Origin of the sequence: Bradyrhizobium sp. HKCCYLS1011 (assembly GCF_051167795.1) — a bacterium.
Taxonomy (GTDB): domain Bacteria; phylum Pseudomonadota; class Alphaproteobacteria; order Rhizobiales; family Xanthobacteraceae; genus Bradyrhizobium.
Genome location: NZ_JBNPTT010000015.1, coordinates 186601 through 205266, shown reverse-complemented (window position 1 = coordinate 205266; position 18666 = coordinate 186601). Strand labels below are relative to the sequence as shown.

Annotated in this window: 11 protein-coding genes and 1 tRNA gene; 5 read left to right on the top strand and 7 right to left on the bottom strand. The window is 59.8% G+C overall.

All coding sequences use genetic code 11. From position 1 onward, the window contains the following. Positions 1-236: 236 nt before the first annotated feature. Positions 237-539, bottom strand: a complete 303-nt coding sequence (locus ACQR1W_RS37245) for a hypothetical protein (RefSeq protein ID WP_434855432.1) — start codon at positions 537-539, stop codon at positions 237-239. After that, positions 532-705, bottom strand: a complete 174-nt coding sequence (locus ACQR1W_RS37240; RefSeq protein WP_434855431.1) for a hypothetical protein — start codon at positions 703-705, stop codon at positions 532-534. Before ACQR1W_RS37240 ends, ACQR1W_RS37245 begins: the two co-directional genes overlap by 8 nt. 688 nt (positions 706-1393) lie before the next feature. Here ACQR1W_RS37240 and ACQR1W_RS37235 point away from each other — a divergent pair. Continuing rightward, complete coding sequence (locus tag ACQR1W_RS37235) at positions 1394-2356, top strand: hypothetical protein (protein ID WP_434855430.1); 963 nt, start codon at positions 1394-1396, stop codon at positions 2354-2356. A 1033-nt stretch (positions 2357-3389) separates the two neighbouring features. On the opposite strand, the gene ACQR1W_RS37230 is transcribed toward ACQR1W_RS37235, so the two are convergent. Next, on the bottom strand, positions 3390-3938 hold the full coding sequence (locus ACQR1W_RS37230; protein WP_434855429.1) for a hypothetical protein: 549 nt from the start codon (positions 3936-3938) through the stop codon (positions 3390-3392). Positions 3939-5295: 1357 nt separating this feature from the next. Between ACQR1W_RS37230 and ACQR1W_RS37225 the strand changes: the two genes are divergently transcribed. Next, a tRNA-Pro gene (locus ACQR1W_RS37225) sits at positions 5296-5436 on the top strand. An 827-nt stretch (positions 5437-6263) separates the two neighbouring features. Here the strand turns inward: ACQR1W_RS37225 and ACQR1W_RS37220 are convergent. The 4 genes from ACQR1W_RS37220 to ACQR1W_RS37205 form a co-directional block, all read right to left on the bottom strand. Continuing rightward, positions 6264-6746: a hypothetical protein gene (locus ACQR1W_RS37220; RefSeq protein WP_434855428.1), complete on the bottom strand. Its 483-nt coding sequence runs from the start codon at positions 6744-6746 to the stop codon at positions 6264-6266. Continuing rightward, complete coding sequence (locus ACQR1W_RS37215; protein ID WP_434855427.1) at positions 6733-11568, bottom strand: RHS repeat-associated core domain-containing protein; 4836 nt, start codon at positions 11566-11568, stop codon at positions 6733-6735. Before ACQR1W_RS37215 ends, ACQR1W_RS37220 begins: the two co-directional genes overlap by 14 nt. Positions 11569-12086: 518 nt before the next feature. Beyond that, entirely contained in the window at positions 12087-12905 is an 819-nt protein-coding gene (locus ACQR1W_RS37210) for a general secretion pathway protein GspK (RefSeq protein ID WP_434855426.1), read from the bottom strand. Between the two features lie 140 nt (positions 12906-13045). Beyond that, positions 13046-13822 (bottom strand): IclR family transcriptional regulator, encoded by a 777-nt coding sequence (locus ACQR1W_RS37205; RefSeq protein WP_434855425.1) that lies wholly within the window; start codon positions 13820-13822, stop codon positions 13046-13048. 307 nt (positions 13823-14129) lie between these two features. On the opposite strand from ACQR1W_RS37205, the gene ACQR1W_RS37200 reads away from it, so the two are divergent. From ACQR1W_RS37200 to ACQR1W_RS37190, 3 genes are all read left to right on the top strand, one after another. Further along, the gene (locus ACQR1W_RS37200) at positions 14130-14921 is read left to right on the top strand and encodes an enoyl-CoA hydratase/isomerase family protein (protein WP_434855424.1); all 792 of its coding nucleotides are present in this window, start codon (positions 14130-14132) and stop codon (positions 14919-14921) included. Positions 14922-14925: 4 nt separating this feature from the next. Then, complete coding sequence (locus ACQR1W_RS37195; protein WP_434855423.1) at positions 14926-17022, top strand: acetate--CoA ligase family protein; 2097 nt, start codon at positions 14926-14928, stop codon at positions 17020-17022. A gap of 75 nt (positions 17023-17097) precedes the next feature. Beyond that, on the top strand, positions 17098-18597 hold the full coding sequence (locus ACQR1W_RS37190; RefSeq protein ID WP_434855422.1) for an SLC13 family permease: 1500 nt from the start codon (positions 17098-17100) through the stop codon (positions 18595-18597). Positions 18598-18666: the final 69 nt, after the last annotated feature.

Sequence of the window (18666 nt, the reverse complement as noted above, 5' to 3'; positions counted from 1 at the left end):
TGCTCCACCCGCGCCAATCGGCGTAAAACCCACTCGGACTCTAAACGCCGCTGGATGAAACTTCAGTGGCAGGTCACTCTTTCATCAAACCGGAGCACCGTTTGCGGGCTACCCTTTGCAGTCATATCCGCCTCCCGCAGATCCGTTGCCGCTGCCAAAAAGGTTTGGTACGTCGCCGCTCCCGTCTGGCAGAGCCGCTGTGATCCGGAATATCGGGCTGCCACGCCGGCCCGCTTTCAATCGCGAGCCTCGGCGACGGCTCGCGCCATGCGGTTCACAGATTTCGCTTTGCGGACCTGCTGCTCCAGGCGAGCCGCATCCTCCCGATCCGTCGACGACTCCTTGATCATCTGGATGACGAGGGTCTTGGCTTCGTCGAGGGTCAGGGTCCGCGAATTCGACAGCCGTAACCGCGCCAGTAGCGGAATCGACAGGGTCAGCCATCCCAGCACGAGAAGTAGGACATGCGAGAAAATAGGAGCCCCGAGAGTACGTGGTCCCGCGATTCCAACCAGCCCGACTCCTTCGATCTCAGACAAACTCCAAAGATGGATGCAGAAGCAGCGCGCCCCGCAGCCTACGCATCAACAACTCACCGAGCGAAATGAGGCAGTGTCCCGGCTTGGTCTCGATGAATCGCTCGAGCCTTGGGTCGCGCAGCCCTTCCCGTAAAATGAGCAGCTCGTCGGGGTCATTGGCACCCACATTGTCCTCCACCCAGACCCGTTATACCACCACCGATGCCAGTGCCTTGCGCCCAGCCCGGAGCCCCCAACATCTTGCGCAATACTGGACTATGCGGGTGCAAGAAGTCGTGCCACTCATTGTTAGGCACCGGATTCAGGTTCAGGGCGGGTTCTTGATCCAATTTGGCACCATCTTGCCACTTCTCTGCTCGATGAGCACGATGGTGCACTTCCTGGCCTTTCTCGAGATCCCAAACATGTTTTCCGAGCCAGCTCCGCGTCGCCTTTGGACCCCGACTTCCACGCTGGCGAGTCTCGCAGACGTTCTGACTGCGCAAGATCAGCCTTATCTACGTATCGTTGTGAATATTCCATTCATCTAATTGAAGGTGTCATATGATTGTGGTCTGCTCGGAAGAGCCGGCGGACTGCGGGGCAGAGGCGAAAGGAATGCAACTTAGAATAGCAATTAGTAATTACGATTCAATATAGTTGTGATCTCAAAGCGCTCCAGCCGGCGCAGTTGCGCGAACTAGGGAGCCGCAAACAGTCTGCGGAATGCCGTTCTGTTGCCGAGGTCCCTCTTGCGGCGAACCAGGCTGACAGGGGAGTAACAACTGTGCGCTCAGTCGCGGCGCGCTAGCCGATGAAGTGAGCAACTCGTCGGAAAAATTTGGTGAATGGAAAGCTGCTGAGGAGAGATAGATATGCGTAGGTTGTTGCTCATGATTGCAGTGATTGGGATGGTTGCGCTCTGCCGCGCACAAGCTGCAAACTCAACTATAGATCTTCAGCAACCCATTGCGGGCGTGTGTAGTGGAGCGACGGCCACCGGATCTGTCGATGACACGACGGCGATCAACTGTCAGCTTATGTGGCTCGAACAAACGTATGGGGGCGGCCAAGCTCTCCTGCATTGCGGCTCCTATCTCATCTCGGGCGCAGGCGTCGTGATCCCTCCCAAGGTGAGGGTCGTTGGTGACGCAGATTGTGCTGTCTTGTTCACGAATACCGATAGCACTGTCGTCAGCTTCCAAAGCCAGAGCGATGGAACCTGTCCGCAGGGAAATCATTTCGGTGCGATGGAAAGTGTCCGGGTATATGGCTTCAATGGGTCCGGAGCCTCAAGGGGGACTGTCTACATCGGTCAAAACTGCAACGTAACCCTCCGGGACGTTAACAGCTTCTATGGAGCGTACGGTCTGTGGAACGACGGCGTTGATAGTCACATCTGGGGAGGCTTCATCTGGGGCTATCAGGCGGCACTAAATAGTGGGGGAGCGAACTGGTATACTCGGGTGAAGTTCGATCAGCCCGGGTCCCAATCAGGGCAAGTCGGATATCGGCAGCACTACAACATTGTCGGTTTAACGCAGCCCGAGAATCACTTTGTAGAGTGTGATTTTACGGGCTCGTATCCAAGCGGTGCGATCGTGATATCGGATACTGGAAATTCTTCGGTTACGACAATCACAAATTCGGTTATTACCGGCAACATCAACCTGTACTACAACAAAGTGCTTATGCTTAGCGACGATGAGATAGGAGGGAATATCTATGTTGGAAACGGAAATCTTATTCTCTCAAATTCATGGGCCCCGTTTGCGATAACAGTGTCAGGACCAGCCTCAAAGACCTGCTCCAACAAAATAAATATCAATGGTTGTTGAGACATCGGACGCTGTGGCTTTGGGGGGGGCTTCTGTTTCACCTCCGACTCCTTCTGCCTCACCTTGATGCGGCGAGAATGCTCCGGCGGTCGCTAATCGAATCTCCCGATCTGTTGGTAATGCGCTGGAGCGTACGTCATCACAGAAGTAACGAATGTCGCTCCAAGCACGACCCCCATAAGAAGGAGCGGCGCTTCTGACGAACAGCTGCCGCGCTCTAATCGATGGCGAATGCTATCGTAGCGCTGACCTGACACCGAAGTTTCATCCATCAGAATGGAGTCCGGTTGGGCGTTCGCCGATTGCGCAGGTGGAGCAACAGGCGATAGCCGGAGCTGGTCGGGGTTGCGCATCCGATCGCCTGTTGCGGTGAGGGTGACAGCACAGGCGAGTCGGCAGTGATTTCGGCGTTGGGGATACGCAAAACGTTTTGCGCGCGGGAGTCCGGTGAACCGCGCTCGGAATTTAGGTGACTTGTGAGTAGCGCTTTTCCCGCACAGACGAATTCTGCGCGTTCCGGGGACTGCAATCGCCGGAATGTTGTTCGCCGAGCTGGGTTTGTCTGTTCGAACTCTTCGATGGTAGTACTATTGGTAGCAAGTTCAGCCAAGTAAGCGGAGTAGATCGAGGTCGGACCAGCAAAATGGGACTATGTCCAGCTCGGAGGGCGGAGGCGTATTTGACATTTGAGCTTATACCTATAGCTGTTTCGGGGGATAGCCGTACGACGATAGTATCGCGTGTGCTTAAACGACCCGTTGGTCCGGGTGAAGCGGATATCAATTTAGTTGCGATGTAATAACGAGGCGCTGGCCAGGTCTCTTCAGCCTGGCATTTTTATTCCTCGAGCGACTGAGCCGCTTGGCGTCAGAGATGCCATGCTACCAATTTTGGACTTCGAGCTATCGAGTGCCGCCTCCGAGGAGAGGCTATAAACCATTTATCCCACCCGATGAACCCGGCCGCGACATCAAACGAACTCCTGCCGTGCGCGAATTGGTCAATGGTGCCGGGAGCCGCTCATCGAAGACCGTCAGTCAGCAAAGAACATGCAGGACCACATCGTGTGAGCCGGGTTCGGATCGATCGTCACCGTTCCTGTTGGCGGGGATGCCGATTGCACATAGTTCGACACCTTCCATGTGTCGCCAGCATCGACATGGACCAGAGCTGTCAACTGGCTTTGGGCCGTGTTGGGATAGCTGCCCAGGGTGCCGACAGCTGCTATATCCTCGCTTACACCACCATAGCTCTTGTTATTGCCCAAATAATCGGTGCCAATTAACTTGGCCGTGATGCCATACGATTGGCTATTGTAGACGCCGGCTTGATCCCAAACCTGCCAGGTACACAATGCGGTGCCACTGGCCTGAGGCTTCCAGACGTGGTTGACGGTGTCGAACCAACCCGTGGTATCCCATGCCACAGCGTTGAACAGCACCTGTGTATAATTCAACGGTGTCGGCGGCGTGAACACCTGGGCCGCAGTGAGATAGGCGCGAAACGCTGGCGGTGCAGCACCATTAGCCGCCGAACACATCATGCAGAACACGACAACAACTAAAAGTCGTAAATCTATCATCTTCAATCCTTGTTTGGACAACCAACTTAGAGGCACTGTCAACGTCGAAAGAGTCGGCGTTCGTTCCGTCGTTTTGCTCGTTCGCACCGGTTAACACGAACCCGAGCTGAGCTAATTAGTACAATAAGACTGAAGACGAGTGAACAACAACTTGCTGCTTGAGCGACGGAATCCGTCTTGGAGAAGCCATCGCCAGGGCGATTCTGCAGATCGGCCTCCTCATCCTGCTTGAGGGGAGGCTTCCCGCGGTCGGTCGCACTGGACGAGTATTTTCCTCGATCGAATCTGAACGCCGCTGTCCATACTTGTCACTGTTAGGCGATGCGCGAGATAGCTCTTCGACCGTCATCGATGACTGCGAGCGCTTCGTTGGCGAGCCGACAACCTGCTCAACCTCCGGCACCTCCGACCATGCCGCCAATAGCTTGACGGTCAACCCTGTCAAATCCATCATGGAGCCGATCGCATCCTTTGACGTTGCGCGAGAGGCGTCTTTTGGCCTTCGTCAATACCTCGCAGCCGGGCGCGCGCTAGCCGCGTCGTTCAGCTTGGACCTTCTCGCAGAGCGCATAATCTGCAGCAACACGCCGCTCTGGCCCGCGGCTGAGCTCGGTCGGTTGTTTGGGTAGCGTTCTTGAAAATGAGTAGCGGCTCGAAAGCCTCTGCAGAACAAACGATGCCGATCTCCCAAAACGGTCTATTAGTCCGTTGATTCGCGGGCTTTTCCCGTTTTCCCAGTTGTCTGCGGTCTTGGGTTGCTATGTCAGTTCACAACCTCCAGGAATGTTGGTGTCGGTAGTTGCGCCTCCGCGCAACCAGAACTCTATTGCAACGCCTTCAATGAAGCTCGTCGGATTGCCCGGCCTGTTCTGATGTGCCTCCTTCTGCATGGTTCGGCGGGACATTCATGCCGCGCGGCAGATCTTGGCGCGCGATTTGCGGCGTCTTCGGCTAGCCCAGGGCTTGACTCAAGAGGGATTGACTAACCTGGCTGGCCTGCGGCAGATCGCTGATCTGCGAGCTGGAGGCAAGTAAGCTCGACGTTCGGCTTGACACCTTGAGCCGCATCGCGATCGCGCTCAATATGACATTGGCTGGCTTGTTTCACGACAGCAAACGAGGCTGATGTGGGGGATGCGGCTCATGCAGTCCTCACCATTGGAGCACTCAAAGAAAGCAATAAATCATCTCCGTGGCTTTCGATTGGGAGCTCAGGAATTGCTATTCCGACTAAGCCAGCTGCCGGCGAAGTTCGCATCTTCGCGTGTTCCTGTTGCCCGACACGGGAGGCGCTGGGCTGGCCGAACCCCTCCAGTATGAGGCAATATGACGCCTTGCGGAGTTCGTTCTTGGTCAGGGAGCTCGCAACGAAATCTTGGGTGAAATGACGATGAACAAAACGGGATGGAAACCATGGCCAGATAAGAAAGATCAATAACTTAGAATTTGCGCACTGCGTTCGGGACGCAGGGTGGCAGGTTCGAATCCTGCCGCTCCGACCATTTCCACTGCTTCGAGGCCGGCCGATGTCGCCGGTCCGATGTCGGGCCCATTTTCGGGTAGGCGCTGGTCTGTAGTCGACGCGCCTGTGGTGCGCCTCGTGGCTTTCTCGAACTCCAAGAGCTCGTTTCCGTCGCCCCGGGCAGTTAAGCCGGCGTTCCTCTCGGAGATCACTGCCTAGACGGCTGATCTACGGATTGACCGTGGCGAGAGCTTCGGCAGGGCGTCGATACGACTGTGCCGCTTGCAACAGCCTGACAGCCTGAGTAGTCGGAGCTTTATCGAAGTCATGCCGATATCGGCTCCTGATGGCGCCTGCCAGCCGCTTCTTGAACTCGGGCAGCGACAGTCTCGTTTCGTTCATCAACACTGGAGCAGCGAACACTGAACCCAGCAACCTTGGCCCAATTCTCCTGATGCCACCGAATGGACGAATACGGGTCCGGCCTACAACCTCGAAGCGCCTGCCCTCAGCATCGAGCAAATGCCATTCGCCGGCACGCGCGCGCCGAACAGTGTCCTCGAACAAAGACCGCGGATGCGCACAAAGCTCCAGGGATGTCGCAGCCAAGTAGGTATATCCCTGGCGCGAGAGAAGTCCCGGATATGAGAGCGGAGGCAACTCGGCGCTCATTTGCTGCAGGTGCAATCGTTGTTGATCACTGAATTGGGGCCTTGAGCAGCACTGCCTGCCGCTGAGTCACCCAACCAACCTGCGCCTTGCCAGCGAGCGCTACCGGTTTTGGACAACGGCTCCCGCAGCGCCGCCGCATCAAGCATTTGCTTGGCCAGGACCTTCTTCGGGCTTCGCGCTTGACCGGTTCGCTAGCGGCCGGCGCTAAGCGAGTCTAGACAATTGAAAGGTTCCGGCACCCCTAGAGCATCAAACAATTCCGGACAGGTTGATGACGAGGCCGCTTGATTTAGAGCCTCTTCAGGAGCCGTCTTGTCGAAATACTGTTCAACGAGCTCAGGATGTTTCCTGATATACGCTAGCGCACGCTGGCGCATTTCATTAAAGCCCATTCCATCCAGCCGACTCATGATTACTGATATTTGACGAGTGCCTCCGTTCATAAAGCTGAACATTCTGCGCCAGATATTTGCTCCCCAAAGATGCTCAAAGTGAATCTCGTCAATCCGGCAAACCGTCCCGTCGCGATCTAATACCATCACACCCAGATAACGCTGGCGTACCCGCTCCTTCAGACCGGTGGATACGTTGAACGCATCGCTGCTATAGGGCAGGACCGTTTCCGCCCTCTCATCGAAGAGAAGTACAGTGTGCGGGCCATTATTTGCAGTCACATCCACCTCCCGCAGAACTGGTTCCCTTTAAGATGGCACCAACGGTCAAACTCCTAGCCCATCCAGGAGCCGCCAACCAGGCCAACCCAGGATATTGCCCGAGCTTGGAATTCAAGGATTTAGAAATGGGATTTGTGTTCCAAGGCTGGTTCTTGATCCAGTCTGGCACGATCCGCCCTATGCCTTGGTTCCGTTCCAACAACCAATGATGCCTCGCCTGCCCATCTTCTAATAGCTGAATGCCCTCCGTGTTCATCCACTTGCGTGTCGCGTCCCAGGTGTGACTTCCGAAATCCTTGAATCTAAACGCTCCTTTCTCCAAGCCACCTGCGAGGCCCCCGCCTATAAGGCTCAGCCCAACTTCTGCTACGTTAATGCACCGCCAATTTCCGTCGTTCTCGTAGAGTTGCAGTCCAATGTCTAATGCAGCAAACGCAAGCCCCCATGGAAACTCTCCCGCAGGATCTGTATAGGACACTGGGTTGCCGCCCGCATAAAGATAAAGGCTCGGTCCAGCTGCCAGCCCGAGCGGATCGGCTTGGGCATATCTCCCGATCGACGCATCGTAGTGACGATGCCAGTTGTAGTGCAATCCTGACTCGACCAAGAAATACTGTCCGGGGAACCGGATATTGTTGGTTGCACTTCCAGTGATTGACCGGACTTCGCCATAGGGCCAGTACCAGGCATCCCAGACGACGCTCTGGTTCGCGTCCGTCATTTTGCTCGGACGATCGAGGTGATCGGGATGGACGTAAAACTGCTTGGGCGCCGCTGTATCGAGATCGGCAAACAGCGCCAGCGGCATGTCGTCGAGCCAGACATATTCCCGCTGTGTCGTTCCGGCCGCGCTGGCCTCGGCCAGCAGTCGCCCGGACGCGTCATAGATGTAGTGCGTGGTCGCCGATGGCGTCATGTTCTGGGTCGTGCGAACCGCCATGCGTTCCAGCCCGTCATACGCATAGCTCGCAGTTGGCGTCGAGCCGATCGTCAGCTGGTCGAGCCGGTTGCGGTTGTTGTAGTGATAATTATAGGTTGTGGTGCCCCTGACATCGGTGATGATGTTGCCGGCGCCGTCATTGGTCACGCTGCGCAGCGTTGTCGATCCCTCCGTGGTGCCGACATAGAGATTGCTGTTGTAGGGATAGCCCAGCACCTTGGTTGTCGTCGTGCTGCCAACGGTGAAGACGTCGCCCGTCCGGTTGCCGACCGCATCCTGCCAATAGGTTTGCGTTCCCCAGTCGCCATAGACATTTTGCAGGCGGTGGCTCGGCGTGAAGACATAATTGTCGGTCCGAGCGGTAACGTTGTTATCCCACACGTTGGTGATATCGAAATCATTGTACCAGTAGGTGTAGGCGCGGTTGATGATCGAGTTCGAGCCCTGCTCGACGACGAATGTGCTGAGATTATAGTCCTGCGTGAATGTCTTCCACAGAATCAGCCCGTTGCCATACGACAGGGACTGCAGCGGTCCGAAAGGCTGGTAGGTGACCCATTTCGCCAGCAGGGTTTCGGTGCTCGCCGCATTCGACTGCTGGGTGACGGTCGTAACGAGTCCGGCCGCGCCACGATAGTAATTGACGATGCGGCCCGAAGGGTAGGTGATCCTGGTAACCTTGCCGTCTAGATCGTAGCCGTAACCGACGGTATAGACGACACCCGCTGTCGTCTTCTTCTCCTGGATGACCTGGCCGAGCGAGTTGTAGGTCCACTCGATGCTGCCGGAGGAGTCGTCGATCCGTGTCACCCGATCGATGCCACGATTGCCGCCGGCGGTTGAGTCCCAGGTGTATGTGATGTTTTCGCCCGGCGAGGCCGGATATTGCTTGGTCAGCAGCCGCCCGGCAGCGTCATAGGTCAGGTTGGTGACGATGCCACGCCCGTCGGTCGTCTGGGTCGGCTTGCCCTGCGCGTTGTAGACATAGACGGTCGTGCCCGTATCGGGACTGGTGCGCTGGATCACATCGCCAAAGCCGTTCCGCACAAACCCGGTGTTGAGTGAACGCGGATCACTGTAGTTGCTGACATCGTCCTGCCCATTGAGCTGCACCGTTTCGGCGTTGGATTCCTCATCGGTCGTCTTGATCAGCCGGTTCAAGGCATCGAAGCTCCAGCCGAAGACGTTTGATCGGGGATCGGTGACTGAAATCCGGTTGTCGGTCCTGTCGTACGCATGTGCCCAGGTCTGGTTCGACGCGCCAATGAATTTGAGCCGCCGGCCAAGCTGATCGAACGCAGCTGTCTGGGATAGTTGCACGGTCCCGCTCGAATCCTTGATCTGGCGAGCGGTGGCGTTGCCCATGCTGTCACGGGTGTAGACGATGGTCGCCCCGGTGTCGTCCTGCACCTGCGTGAGGCGACGGGCGCCGTCATAGGTGAGTTTGAGGTACGCGCCGTTTGGACGCGTGATCTGGGTGATCTCGCCCGTGCCGTCAAATGCGAGGCTAGTGGTCGCCGAAAGGCCGGACGGATCGATCGTTATACTCGTCAGTCGACCGTCGCCGTCATAGGTCAAGGCATAGACCACGCCATTGGGATCCGTAATGGAGGTCGGTTGGCCTCGACCGTTCCACGCCGTAAGGGTGGTCACATGCCCGACTTCGTCGGTGATCGATTGAATGAAACCGGTCGAATTGTAAGTGAAGCTCACGGTCTGGTTCGCCAACGGGCCCGACACGCTCGAAACCAACCCATTTGCGCCGTAAGCGTAGGTTATCGTTCGCGTCTGCCCTGCCGTGGAATATGGAGCGGTGGTCGTGGTCGTGTCAGTCCGCGTATAGGACGTGAGTTGTCCGGAATCGCTCCAGGTGAACGAGCTGGTAAGACCGGGCTCGACGATTTGGGTCGGGACGCGCCAGTTGGTGTTCCAAGTGTAGGTCGTCGTGGCCGCGCTCGACGAGCCGGAGCCGCGGGTGATCGAGGTCGGCAGGCCTGTGGAGGGATCGTTGACATAGGCGGTCACGCGCCCCTCGGCATCCGTGATTTTGGACAGGAACTGGTTCGAATCATAGGAATAGGTTGTTGTCGCAGCCGGGAGAGAGCTGGTCGCCTGCCGCTGACGTTGCGTTAACAGCAGATTGCTTCCAAATCCAAACGGCGCACCTTGAGGGTTGCCAGATGCGCTGATGGCGTAGGTCGCCACTTCAGTCGCGCCAAGTGGATTTGTTATGGTCGTTGTAATCGTCTGGGTGCTGTAACCGGCGGCAGGCGTAAAGGCGAGGTTGGCGGGGGAGTAGCTGAGAGCGGTATTTCCCACGTTTCCCGCCAGCGAGTTCGATACGACACGAGAAGACGAGTCGACGCTCCAGGTCGAGTAGGTCACGCCACGTGGATCCGTATGGCTCGACAGGATCATGCTGTTCGGGTCATTCGGGTTGTTGACGTATGAATAGGTCGTCGTCTCGTTGGTGGCGGCAAGGGTCACACTGCCGAGAGCTCCCGATGCTTGTCCTGCAGCGGCCGGCACGCCCATCGGAGCGATCTGTGAATAGATCTGTGAATAGATCGTCGCCTGCGTGGGGTTGGCGATATAAGAGTAGGTCGCAACGGTCGATCCGCCTGCGATCAGTGCCACCAGGTGTCCGTAGCCGTCGTATTGGAAGGCAATGCTTCTGCCCAAGCTGTCGGTCACTGACGACAAGTGGGTTGTCGCGGCGTCATAGTTCAGGGTCTGCGAATAACCTCCCGGATACTGAATGGCGATCAGGGAGCCGCGCGTTGCCGGACCTGCAAGGCTGTTCGTGAAGACGTAATGAGTGCCGTCCAGGTCCGTCAGGGTGACCTGCGAGCCGTCCGAATTGAGCGATACGGCTTGGCCGACGCCGCGCCCGCCCGGCACCGAAACCGCCTGATTGACGATGTTCACGTAGTACATGCCCGGGACGTAGCCGCCGGAACCGGTCGAGTCGACAAAGAACAGAGTCTTGCCGTTAGGCAGCGTGAAGTAAAGTGCGTGTGGGTATCGTGAGCCGAAATACGGGTTGTACATTGCTGCGTCGAAATTGGATCGCCACGCGCCAGTGACGGACTCCAGCATCGATTTCCGCAGCCAATTCGATGCTGAGAATCTTGGCTTGTCGTTGTTGGCGTAGTAGCGCTCGAACTTGAGGGGATATGGCCCGGCGGTCTGATAGTCGACGTAGTGCTGAACTGGAAATCCTGTTGCGGTATCTATAGGGTCTCCCACGCAGTGTCCGCAGTTCGGATCGTCCCGATGCGGATCATCGGGCTGCAGGGTCCCGCACCCTTCGCCTTCGATATACTGGTATCCGGGATCGCAACTGACCCAGAATGCCGATGCGTCGCTCACAGAGAGGCTGGGTAAAATGGGGCAATTCGGATGCGTATCATCTATGGCGTGGCAGCTGTAGGTGGCGACCACAATGCCGCCTGGTCCCGATTTCCCGTAGAAGCAACCGGTGAAGTATTTGTAGTAATTTGGGTCGGGATTGGTAGGATTGACAAACGTCACAAAATCCCGCTGCGCGACGAGGCAGCCGTCCGAGCTCCTGAATTGGCCAGACGCATCACTAAATCCCTGCCACACATCTGCCACCGCGGGCGTGCTGGCCGTGGCTATTGCCACTATCCCAGCGAGGCAGATCGCGAGGGGAGCGAGAATACCGATGGCCAGCCAATGGCTGATGGAGCTGAGACAGCGCACCAGACGTCCGGTAGGAAAGCTTTGGTCATCCTCGCCTCTGGCGACCGAGCCGGCAGACGCTCCTAAGCCACGCAGGCTCTCAACGAGAAACGTTGCTAGGCGAGCGACCATTAATCTAAGGTTGTACAGTTGCCGCGCAACTTGCGGAAGTATCATCCTTGCCCCCGAAAACCCAGCCTCAATTACGCAAACTAAGGTTGTGTAATTCCCCTAATACCGCAAGTTCATTTTGGTGAACTTCACGGTCTTATCCACACGGATTGTTTATTGCTGAGCAGAGTTGGCAGCCAACGGTCTGTTCGCCAACGGATTGCATCTCCTGAAGAGCATCCTGCTATGAGGAGAAAAGCTTGTTTGTCACTACCGCGTCAGATTCTCTCGATACGTTGAACGCTCGGAGCCGCTGTTATGGCGGATAAGCATGGTGTTCATCATCCGCGCATGAATCAGCTCTTCCGAGATCGTTAGGACACTATTGATTTGGTGCGGGCAATCCGCTTCGCATCCGTGCAGTATAGGTGAGGGCTGCTATTGTAGGTCTTCAGGGTATCGATACGCTGGGACAATGAACGTTAGCGCCGTTAGCCAACAAGCCCTACGCGCTGACCGAATGGATTCCGGCCAAGAGGCTGTTCTACAGACGTCAGCTCGCTGATGGGTCGGTGGCACAGAGCTTACTTCGTCTTCCAGCTCAAAAGAAAATAAGGACGTGCCGGATTATCGGTCATTCGAACCACGGCCTGATATCGAGAAACCTGACCTGATTTTTCGATCTCGATGCGGATCGTAAAGGCGCGGCCGCGCAAGGACGAGCTCTGGCCGTCGTTCCCACCGATCGGAAAAGCATGCGGGCCATCTGAGGCTGTCCCTGGCTTCCTGATCACCTCCGGCAACGCCGCCAAGGCCTCAGGCGTCGCATGTCGTGGGTCAACAAACTGGCTTCCCGAATACACGGTTAGGGCAGGCTCGATCCGCCGAAAGAGAGCCGGCGTCATGTCCATGACCAGGAGGAGTTCGTCGATGCTCTGGAACGGACCGTTGCGCGGGCGATGGGGACTATTGGCCGCGCGATAGTCGAATTCCTTGGCCCCGTTGAGATGCTTCAGCTCGGTGGTTGTTCGCCAGTCGACGATCTTGTCGGCAAGGCCGGCCGCCGCGTCGGCGTCCATCCCGGTCGATTGCAGCAAACTGCTCAACAAGGCGGGATCGGCCTTGTTGATGTCAATCTTCCCGAGCTCATCCTGGGCCATGATGCGGATTTCGGCTCCCCCAAGCTGGAGCAGGTGCACCTCGTCTTGCTGCCAAAGGTGATCAGATTGCTGATCAAACAATCCGGACACGGCATAGTCCACGGCGCCGTCCGCAATCGCGTTCAGGATCGCAGCGTCGCAATCGTTGTGGACTAGGCGATATGATACATTGCTGTCCCAGAGCAGCGACAGTGAGACCGTCGTCAATAGTCCCAGGACCCAAAGAACCGTGATGAGCGGCAAATTCGTGGCCTCTGCGATGGCTGCGGCTTGGCGACCAAAATGGAAGTCTCCGCTGCCGTATCGACGGACAATGCGATGAGCTTGGACTCGCAAAGCATACGGCCAGCCCCGAGCTGAGCCAAGACGGATTCTGATGGCACCTAGAGTCCCGCGAGGGTCTCTCTGCATCTGCCTGCGAACACCATCAGATATTCGCCGATCTCCTTGGCAAGGCCGTCGCTGGGGTCGACGTCCTGCAGGCTCATGTTGAGCGCGTAGACCGGCAGCCCCTCCAGGACGATCGGGGTGGCGACGGCAAGCACGCCGGGTTGCCAGGACACCGCGCAATAGCCGTCACGCCTGACGGCGCGAATGGATTTCTGCACGTCGGCGATCAGCGCGCGGGTCGCGGCGGCATTCCGCCGTTTGAACCGGGCCATCAGCCTGTCCCGCGCGGTGTCCGGCAGCGCCGCAAGATAGGCGCGGCCGAGCGACGTCAATTCCATCGGCACCTGCTGGCCGGCGACGACGCTGCGCAGCGTCGCGCGCGGGTTGTAGCGAATGGACTCCAGATAGACCATCATCGTCCGGTCGGCGGTCGCCAGACCGACGTTCAGCCGCCGTCGCGTTGACTCCGCGCGCATCAGCGGTGCGAGAACCTGCAGCACCGGCGATCCCATGCGAACCGCGTGGCCAAGGCTGAGAACGGCCGCGGCCAGCCGGTAGTTTCGGCTGGCCCGGATCTCGTCGAGCATGCCGTAGTCGACCAGCGTCTTCGTCAGCCGGCTCACCGTCGACCGCGGCAGCCCGGTGCGCTCGGCGATCTCGCCATTGCCCAAGGTGTCGACGCCGGGCCGGAAGGCGCGCAGGATCTCGATGCCTCGCTCCAGCGAGCGATTGCCGTTCGCGCCCCCGGAATAGTGCCGCGGTGATGCCATGACCCCCGTCTCCTCTCGCTTCCACCTAGTGGAATTGCAGGGTACCCCTGTCTATGACCGTCCGGTAAAGAAGCAAGAAACAAAACAAGCGCAGCGCGCGCCGGGAGGACGAAACCCAATGTCAGACAATTCTCTCGCGTGAAATCGGGCCTCGCCGCTTCTGCAGTGACGAGCGGCGGCTTGCCATGATCCGTCCATTGTTGTCCGTCGGCGCTGGCGCATCCGGATGGGTGTCAGTCGAGCGGCAGGACTGGCGCATTCTCGAACGAACGCGCGCGCGCAACGCTCACCACCAACAGGCTCGCACATGACCTATCAGATGATCGAATTCTCAGTCGAAGCCGGTGTCGCGACCATCGCGCTGAACCGGCCGGACCGTCGCAATGCCATGAGCGACGAGATGCGCGGGGAATTCGTCAGCGCCCTGCAGATCGTCGCCGGCGACAAGGCGATCAGGGCGCTGGTGCTGACGGGACGCGGCAGCGCGTTCTGTGCCGGCGGCGACATCAGCGGCATGAAGCGGCGCCTGGACGCACCGCCCGGCGAGGTCGCCTTCAACGGCTGGAGCCGGCAGCAGGGCGTGCACCACGCGCAGTCCCTGCTGCTCAATCTGCCCAAGCCGACCATCGCCGCGGTGAACGGCGCCGCCGCCGGTCTCGGCGCCGACACCGCGCTCGCCTGCGACTTCGTGATCGGCTCGGAGCATGCGAAGTTCACTTGGTCCTACATCAAGCGCGGCCTCATCCCGGATGGCGGCGGGCTGTATTTCCTGCCGCGCCGGGTCGGACTGGCGCGCGCCAAGGAGCTGATCTTCAGCGGCCGCATGGTCGAGGCCGGCGAGGCGCTCGCGCTCGGCATTCTCGACCGCACGGCGCCGTCGGGCGAACTGTTGTCCGCAGCACAAGCGTGGGCCGTCGAGGTGGCGCAGGGCTCAGCGACGGCGCTGGCCCTGGGCAAGAAGATCCTCAACGAGAGCTTCGAGCGCTCGGCGCATGAGATCTTCGATCTCGGCAGCCAGGCGCAGGCAATCTGCTACACCAGCGCCGAGCATCGTGAGGCGGTGCTGGCGTTCCTCGCAAAATCCTCCGCGAAGGAGTGATCGCGTGAACGCCATCGCACGCCTCATCCGCCCGCGTAGCGTCGCCGTCATCGGCGCCTCGGCCGATCCGAGCAAGACCTCGGGACGGCCGGTGGCGTTCCTGCAGAAGCACGGTTTTGGCGGCGAGATCTATCCGGTGAATCCGAAGGTCGGGCGCATCGGTGGGCTCACCTGTTACCCGGATGTCGCGGCGCTGCCGGCCGTGCCGGATGTCGGCATCGTTCTGCTCGGCGCGGAGCGCGCGTATCTGGCGGTGCGCGAGCTCGCCGCACGGGGCGCGGCCGCTGCGATCGTGCTGGCCAGTGGCTATACCGAAACCGGCGAGGAGGGGGCCTTACGTCAGCGCCAGCTCATGCAGGCTGCGGGCGCCATGCGGATCCTCGGACCCAATACGATCGGGCTGGTCAATCTGACCGACGACATCGTGCTGTCGGCCTCGGGCGCGCTGGCGATGGATCATTTCACGGCTGGTTCGATTGGGCTGGTCTCGCAGAGCGGCGGCATTCTCGGCGCGCTGCTGTCGCGCGCGGCGGCGCGCGGCATCGGGCTCTCCAAGCTCGTGTCGACCAGCAACGAAGCCGATCTCGAGCTGTCGGACTTCATCGAATTCCTGGCCAAGGACAAGGCGACCAAGGTGGTCGCCTTGTATGTGGAAGCGATCCGCCGTCCGGACCGCTTCCGCGCCGCGGTGCATACGGCGCGCCAGGCCGGCAAGCCGGTGGTGGCGTTCAAGATCGGCCGCTCCGAGGCCGGAGCGAAAGCGGCTGTCTCGCATACCGGCGCGCTCGCCGGTTCGGACCGCATGTATGACGCGCTGTTCCGGCAGCTCGGCGTCATCAGGGCAAGGACGTTCGAGGATCTGCTCGACATTCCAGCGGTGCTCGCCGCCGGACGCAAGCTCAATGGCAGGCGCGTCGCCATTCTCACCTCGACCGGAGGAGCCGGGACGATCGTCTCCGACAGTCTCGGCGTCGCCGGGTTCGAGACGCCCGCGCCTGATGCCGAGACCGCAGCACGGTTGAAGTCGCTGCAATCGGGCGCGCACGCCAATCTCGACCGCAACCCGGTCGACCTCACCTTGGCCGGCCTGCAGCCGGACATCCTGCGTGGCGCGATCAGCGCCTTGCTCGCGAGCCCGTCCTATGATGCGCTCACCATCATCGCGGGCTCCTCGGCGGTCGGTTCGCCGGCGTTGCTGGCCGACGCCGTCCAAGACTGCCTGTCGATGTCCGACAAGCCTGTCATCGCCTATGTGAGCCCTTACGCGCCGAACGTCGGCCTCACTCTCACCCAGCAGGGCGTGCCGGCCTATACCTCGGCCGAGAGCTGCGCGTCCGCGCTGTCGAGCCTGCTTCATGCCGCGCAGCCGGTGCCGAGTGGACACGCAGCGCCGCTCGGAGCGCGCGTCGATATCAGCGATTTTCGCTCAGGCTCGCTCGACGAGGCCGAGGCCAAGGCGCTGTTCGGCCGGTTTGGCATTCGCGGCGTCGCCGAGCGCGTCGTGACGACGAGGGCCGAGGCGGTTGCGGCCGCGCGTGAGCTTGGCGGCCGCGTCGTGCTGAAGATCCTGTGCGGCGAGATCACGCACAAGAGCGACGTCGGCGGCGTCGCCGTCAACCTGACGCCGGACACGATCGGCGAGCGGCTGACGGCCATGACGGCCGAGGTGGAGGCGGCGACCGGCCGGCGGCCGCAGCGCTTCCTGGTGCAGGAGATGGTGTCTGGCGGCACCGAGCTGATCCTGGGGCTGCATCGCGATTCGCTCGGCACCGCGGTTCTGCTCGGCATGGGCGGCGTCACGGCCGAACTGTTCAAGGACACCACGATGCGCCTGCTGCCACCGGGGAGTGGGCTGAGCCGCGACGAGGCGCGCGCCATGCTGCATGACCTGGTCGCCTGGCCGCTGCTGGACGGATTCCGCGGACGGCCGAAGGCTGATGTCGAGGCGCTGGTGTCGGCGATCGTCGCCTTCTCGGTGATGGCGGCTCAGCTTGGTGACCGCTTGATCGAGGCCGAGATCAACCCGGTCTTCGTCCTGCCGGCCGGCGAAGGTGTGCGCGCTGCTGATGGCGTGGTGGTGCTCGGAGCAGCCACTGGCTGAGTTGAAGGCCGCGGCTACCAACACAAAAAACGTCGGCATGCAGCCGGTGCACAATCAACAAGATGGAGGATACGCATGTCGACGCTGGTTCATGCTGCGTCCGCAACGACGACGGAGGTCAGCAGCCGGAAATTGATCACGATCCTGATCGGACTCGCGATCATGGCCGCCATCGTCATGGCGCCGACACCGGAAGGGCTCTCGCTCGCCGGCCAGCGTGTCATCGCTGTCATGGCCCTCGTGGTGCTGATGTGGATCACCGAGGCCATCCCTTATGGCGTCAGCGCGGTCGCGCTGGTGTTCCTGCTGATCCTCGCGCTCGGCTTCTCGCCGCCGGCCGGCAACTCGGGCGCAATTCTTGGCACCGCCAAGGCCACGCCGCTGGCGCTCAGCGGCTTCTCCAACAGCGGCTGGCTGTTCGTCGCGGCGGGGCTGGCCATGGCCGCGGCGATCACCAGCACGGGGCTGGAGAAGCGCGTTGCCTATCTGATCCTGAAGCTAGTCGGCGCAAGAACGCACGCGATCATGCTCGGCATCATTCTGACCGCGTTCGCGCTCACCTTCTTCATCCCCTCGGTGATCGCGCGGGCCGCGACGCTGGTGCCGATCGTGATCGGGCTGATCGAGGCGTTCGGTCTGCCGCGCGACAGCCAGATCGGCAAGGCCATGCTGCTGCTCGCGGGCATCCTGCCGTCGGTGACCGGCGTCGGTGTTCTCACTGGTGCGGCGCCCAATCCGGTGATGGTGAATTTCCTCACCAGCGCCGGCCAAGTCCAGGTCGGGTATCTCGATTGGCTGATCTATCTGTTGCCTTTCACGATCGTCTTTTCCATCGGGCTCTATTTCCTCGCCACCCGGCTTTTCCGCTTCGAGTTCACCGAGCTGCCCGGCGGAAGCGACTACATCTCCGCGCGTCTGGCTGAGCTGGGACCGATGTCCGCGGCCGAGAAGAAGGCCTCCGCCATCATGGCGTTGACCATCCTGCTCTGGGCCACCGACAAGCTGCACCACATCGAAGCCTCCGCCATTTCGGTGCTCTGCGTGCTGCTGCTCGTGTTGCCCGGCGTGGGCGTCACCACCTGCAACGATCTTTACAAGCGGATCGACTGGAACTCGATCCTGCTGTTCGGCGCCGGCATTTCGATGGCGGAGATGTTGACCAAGAGCGGCGGCGCGGCGTGGCTGTCGAAGGTGGCTTTCGTCGAGTCCGGCATGGGGCGCCTGTCGGTCACGGCATTGGCGATCATGATCTTCGTGGTCGTCTTCTTCGTCCGCTTCTGCTTCACCAGCATCACCTCGTGCCTGACCGCGATCACGCCGGCGATCATCGGCTTCCTGATCTCCTTGAACAATCCGGCGGTGCCGATTGTCGGCATCGTGCTCGGCGTCGCGCTGATCGCGCAATGCCTCGCGATTCTTCCCGTGACGTCTGCGCCGGCGATGATCGCCTATGGTGCCGGCGGCTTCACGACGCGCGACATGATCCGGCTCGGCTTGCCGCTGGCTGCGGTCATGTACGGCATGATCTTGCTGTTCATGTTTTCATACTGGCCGCTGGTCGGGCTCTGGATGTGAGCCGAGGAAAAAGGTGCGTCGAGCTCTTTGATAGATAAGGGGAAGTATACCTTTACCGCTGCTCGAAGG

Excerpts from the sequence above, each read along its gene's own strand:
- ACQR1W_RS37235 (WP_434855430.1), top strand. The coding sequence starts at position 1,394 with ATGCGTAGGTTGTTGCTCATGATTGCAGTGATTGGGATGGTTGCGCTC.
- ACQR1W_RS37230 (WP_434855429.1), bottom strand. The coding sequence starts at position 3,938 with ATGATAGATTTACGACTTTTAGTTGTTGTCGTGTTCTGCATGATGTGT.
- ACQR1W_RS37215 (WP_434855427.1), bottom strand. The coding sequence starts at position 11,568 with ATGATACTTCCGCAAGTTGCGCGGCAACTGTACAACCTTAGATTAATG.
- ACQR1W_RS37205 (WP_434855425.1), bottom strand. The coding sequence starts at position 13,822 with ATGGCATCACCGCGGCACTATTCCGGGGGCGCGAACGGCAATCGCTCG.
- ACQR1W_RS37200 (WP_434855424.1), top strand. The coding sequence starts at position 14,130 with ATGACCTATCAGATGATCGAATTCTCAGTCGAAGCCGGTGTCGCGACC.
- ACQR1W_RS37190 (WP_434855422.1), top strand. The coding sequence starts at position 17,098 with ATGTCGACGCTGGTTCATGCTGCGTCCGCAACGACGACGGAGGTCAGC.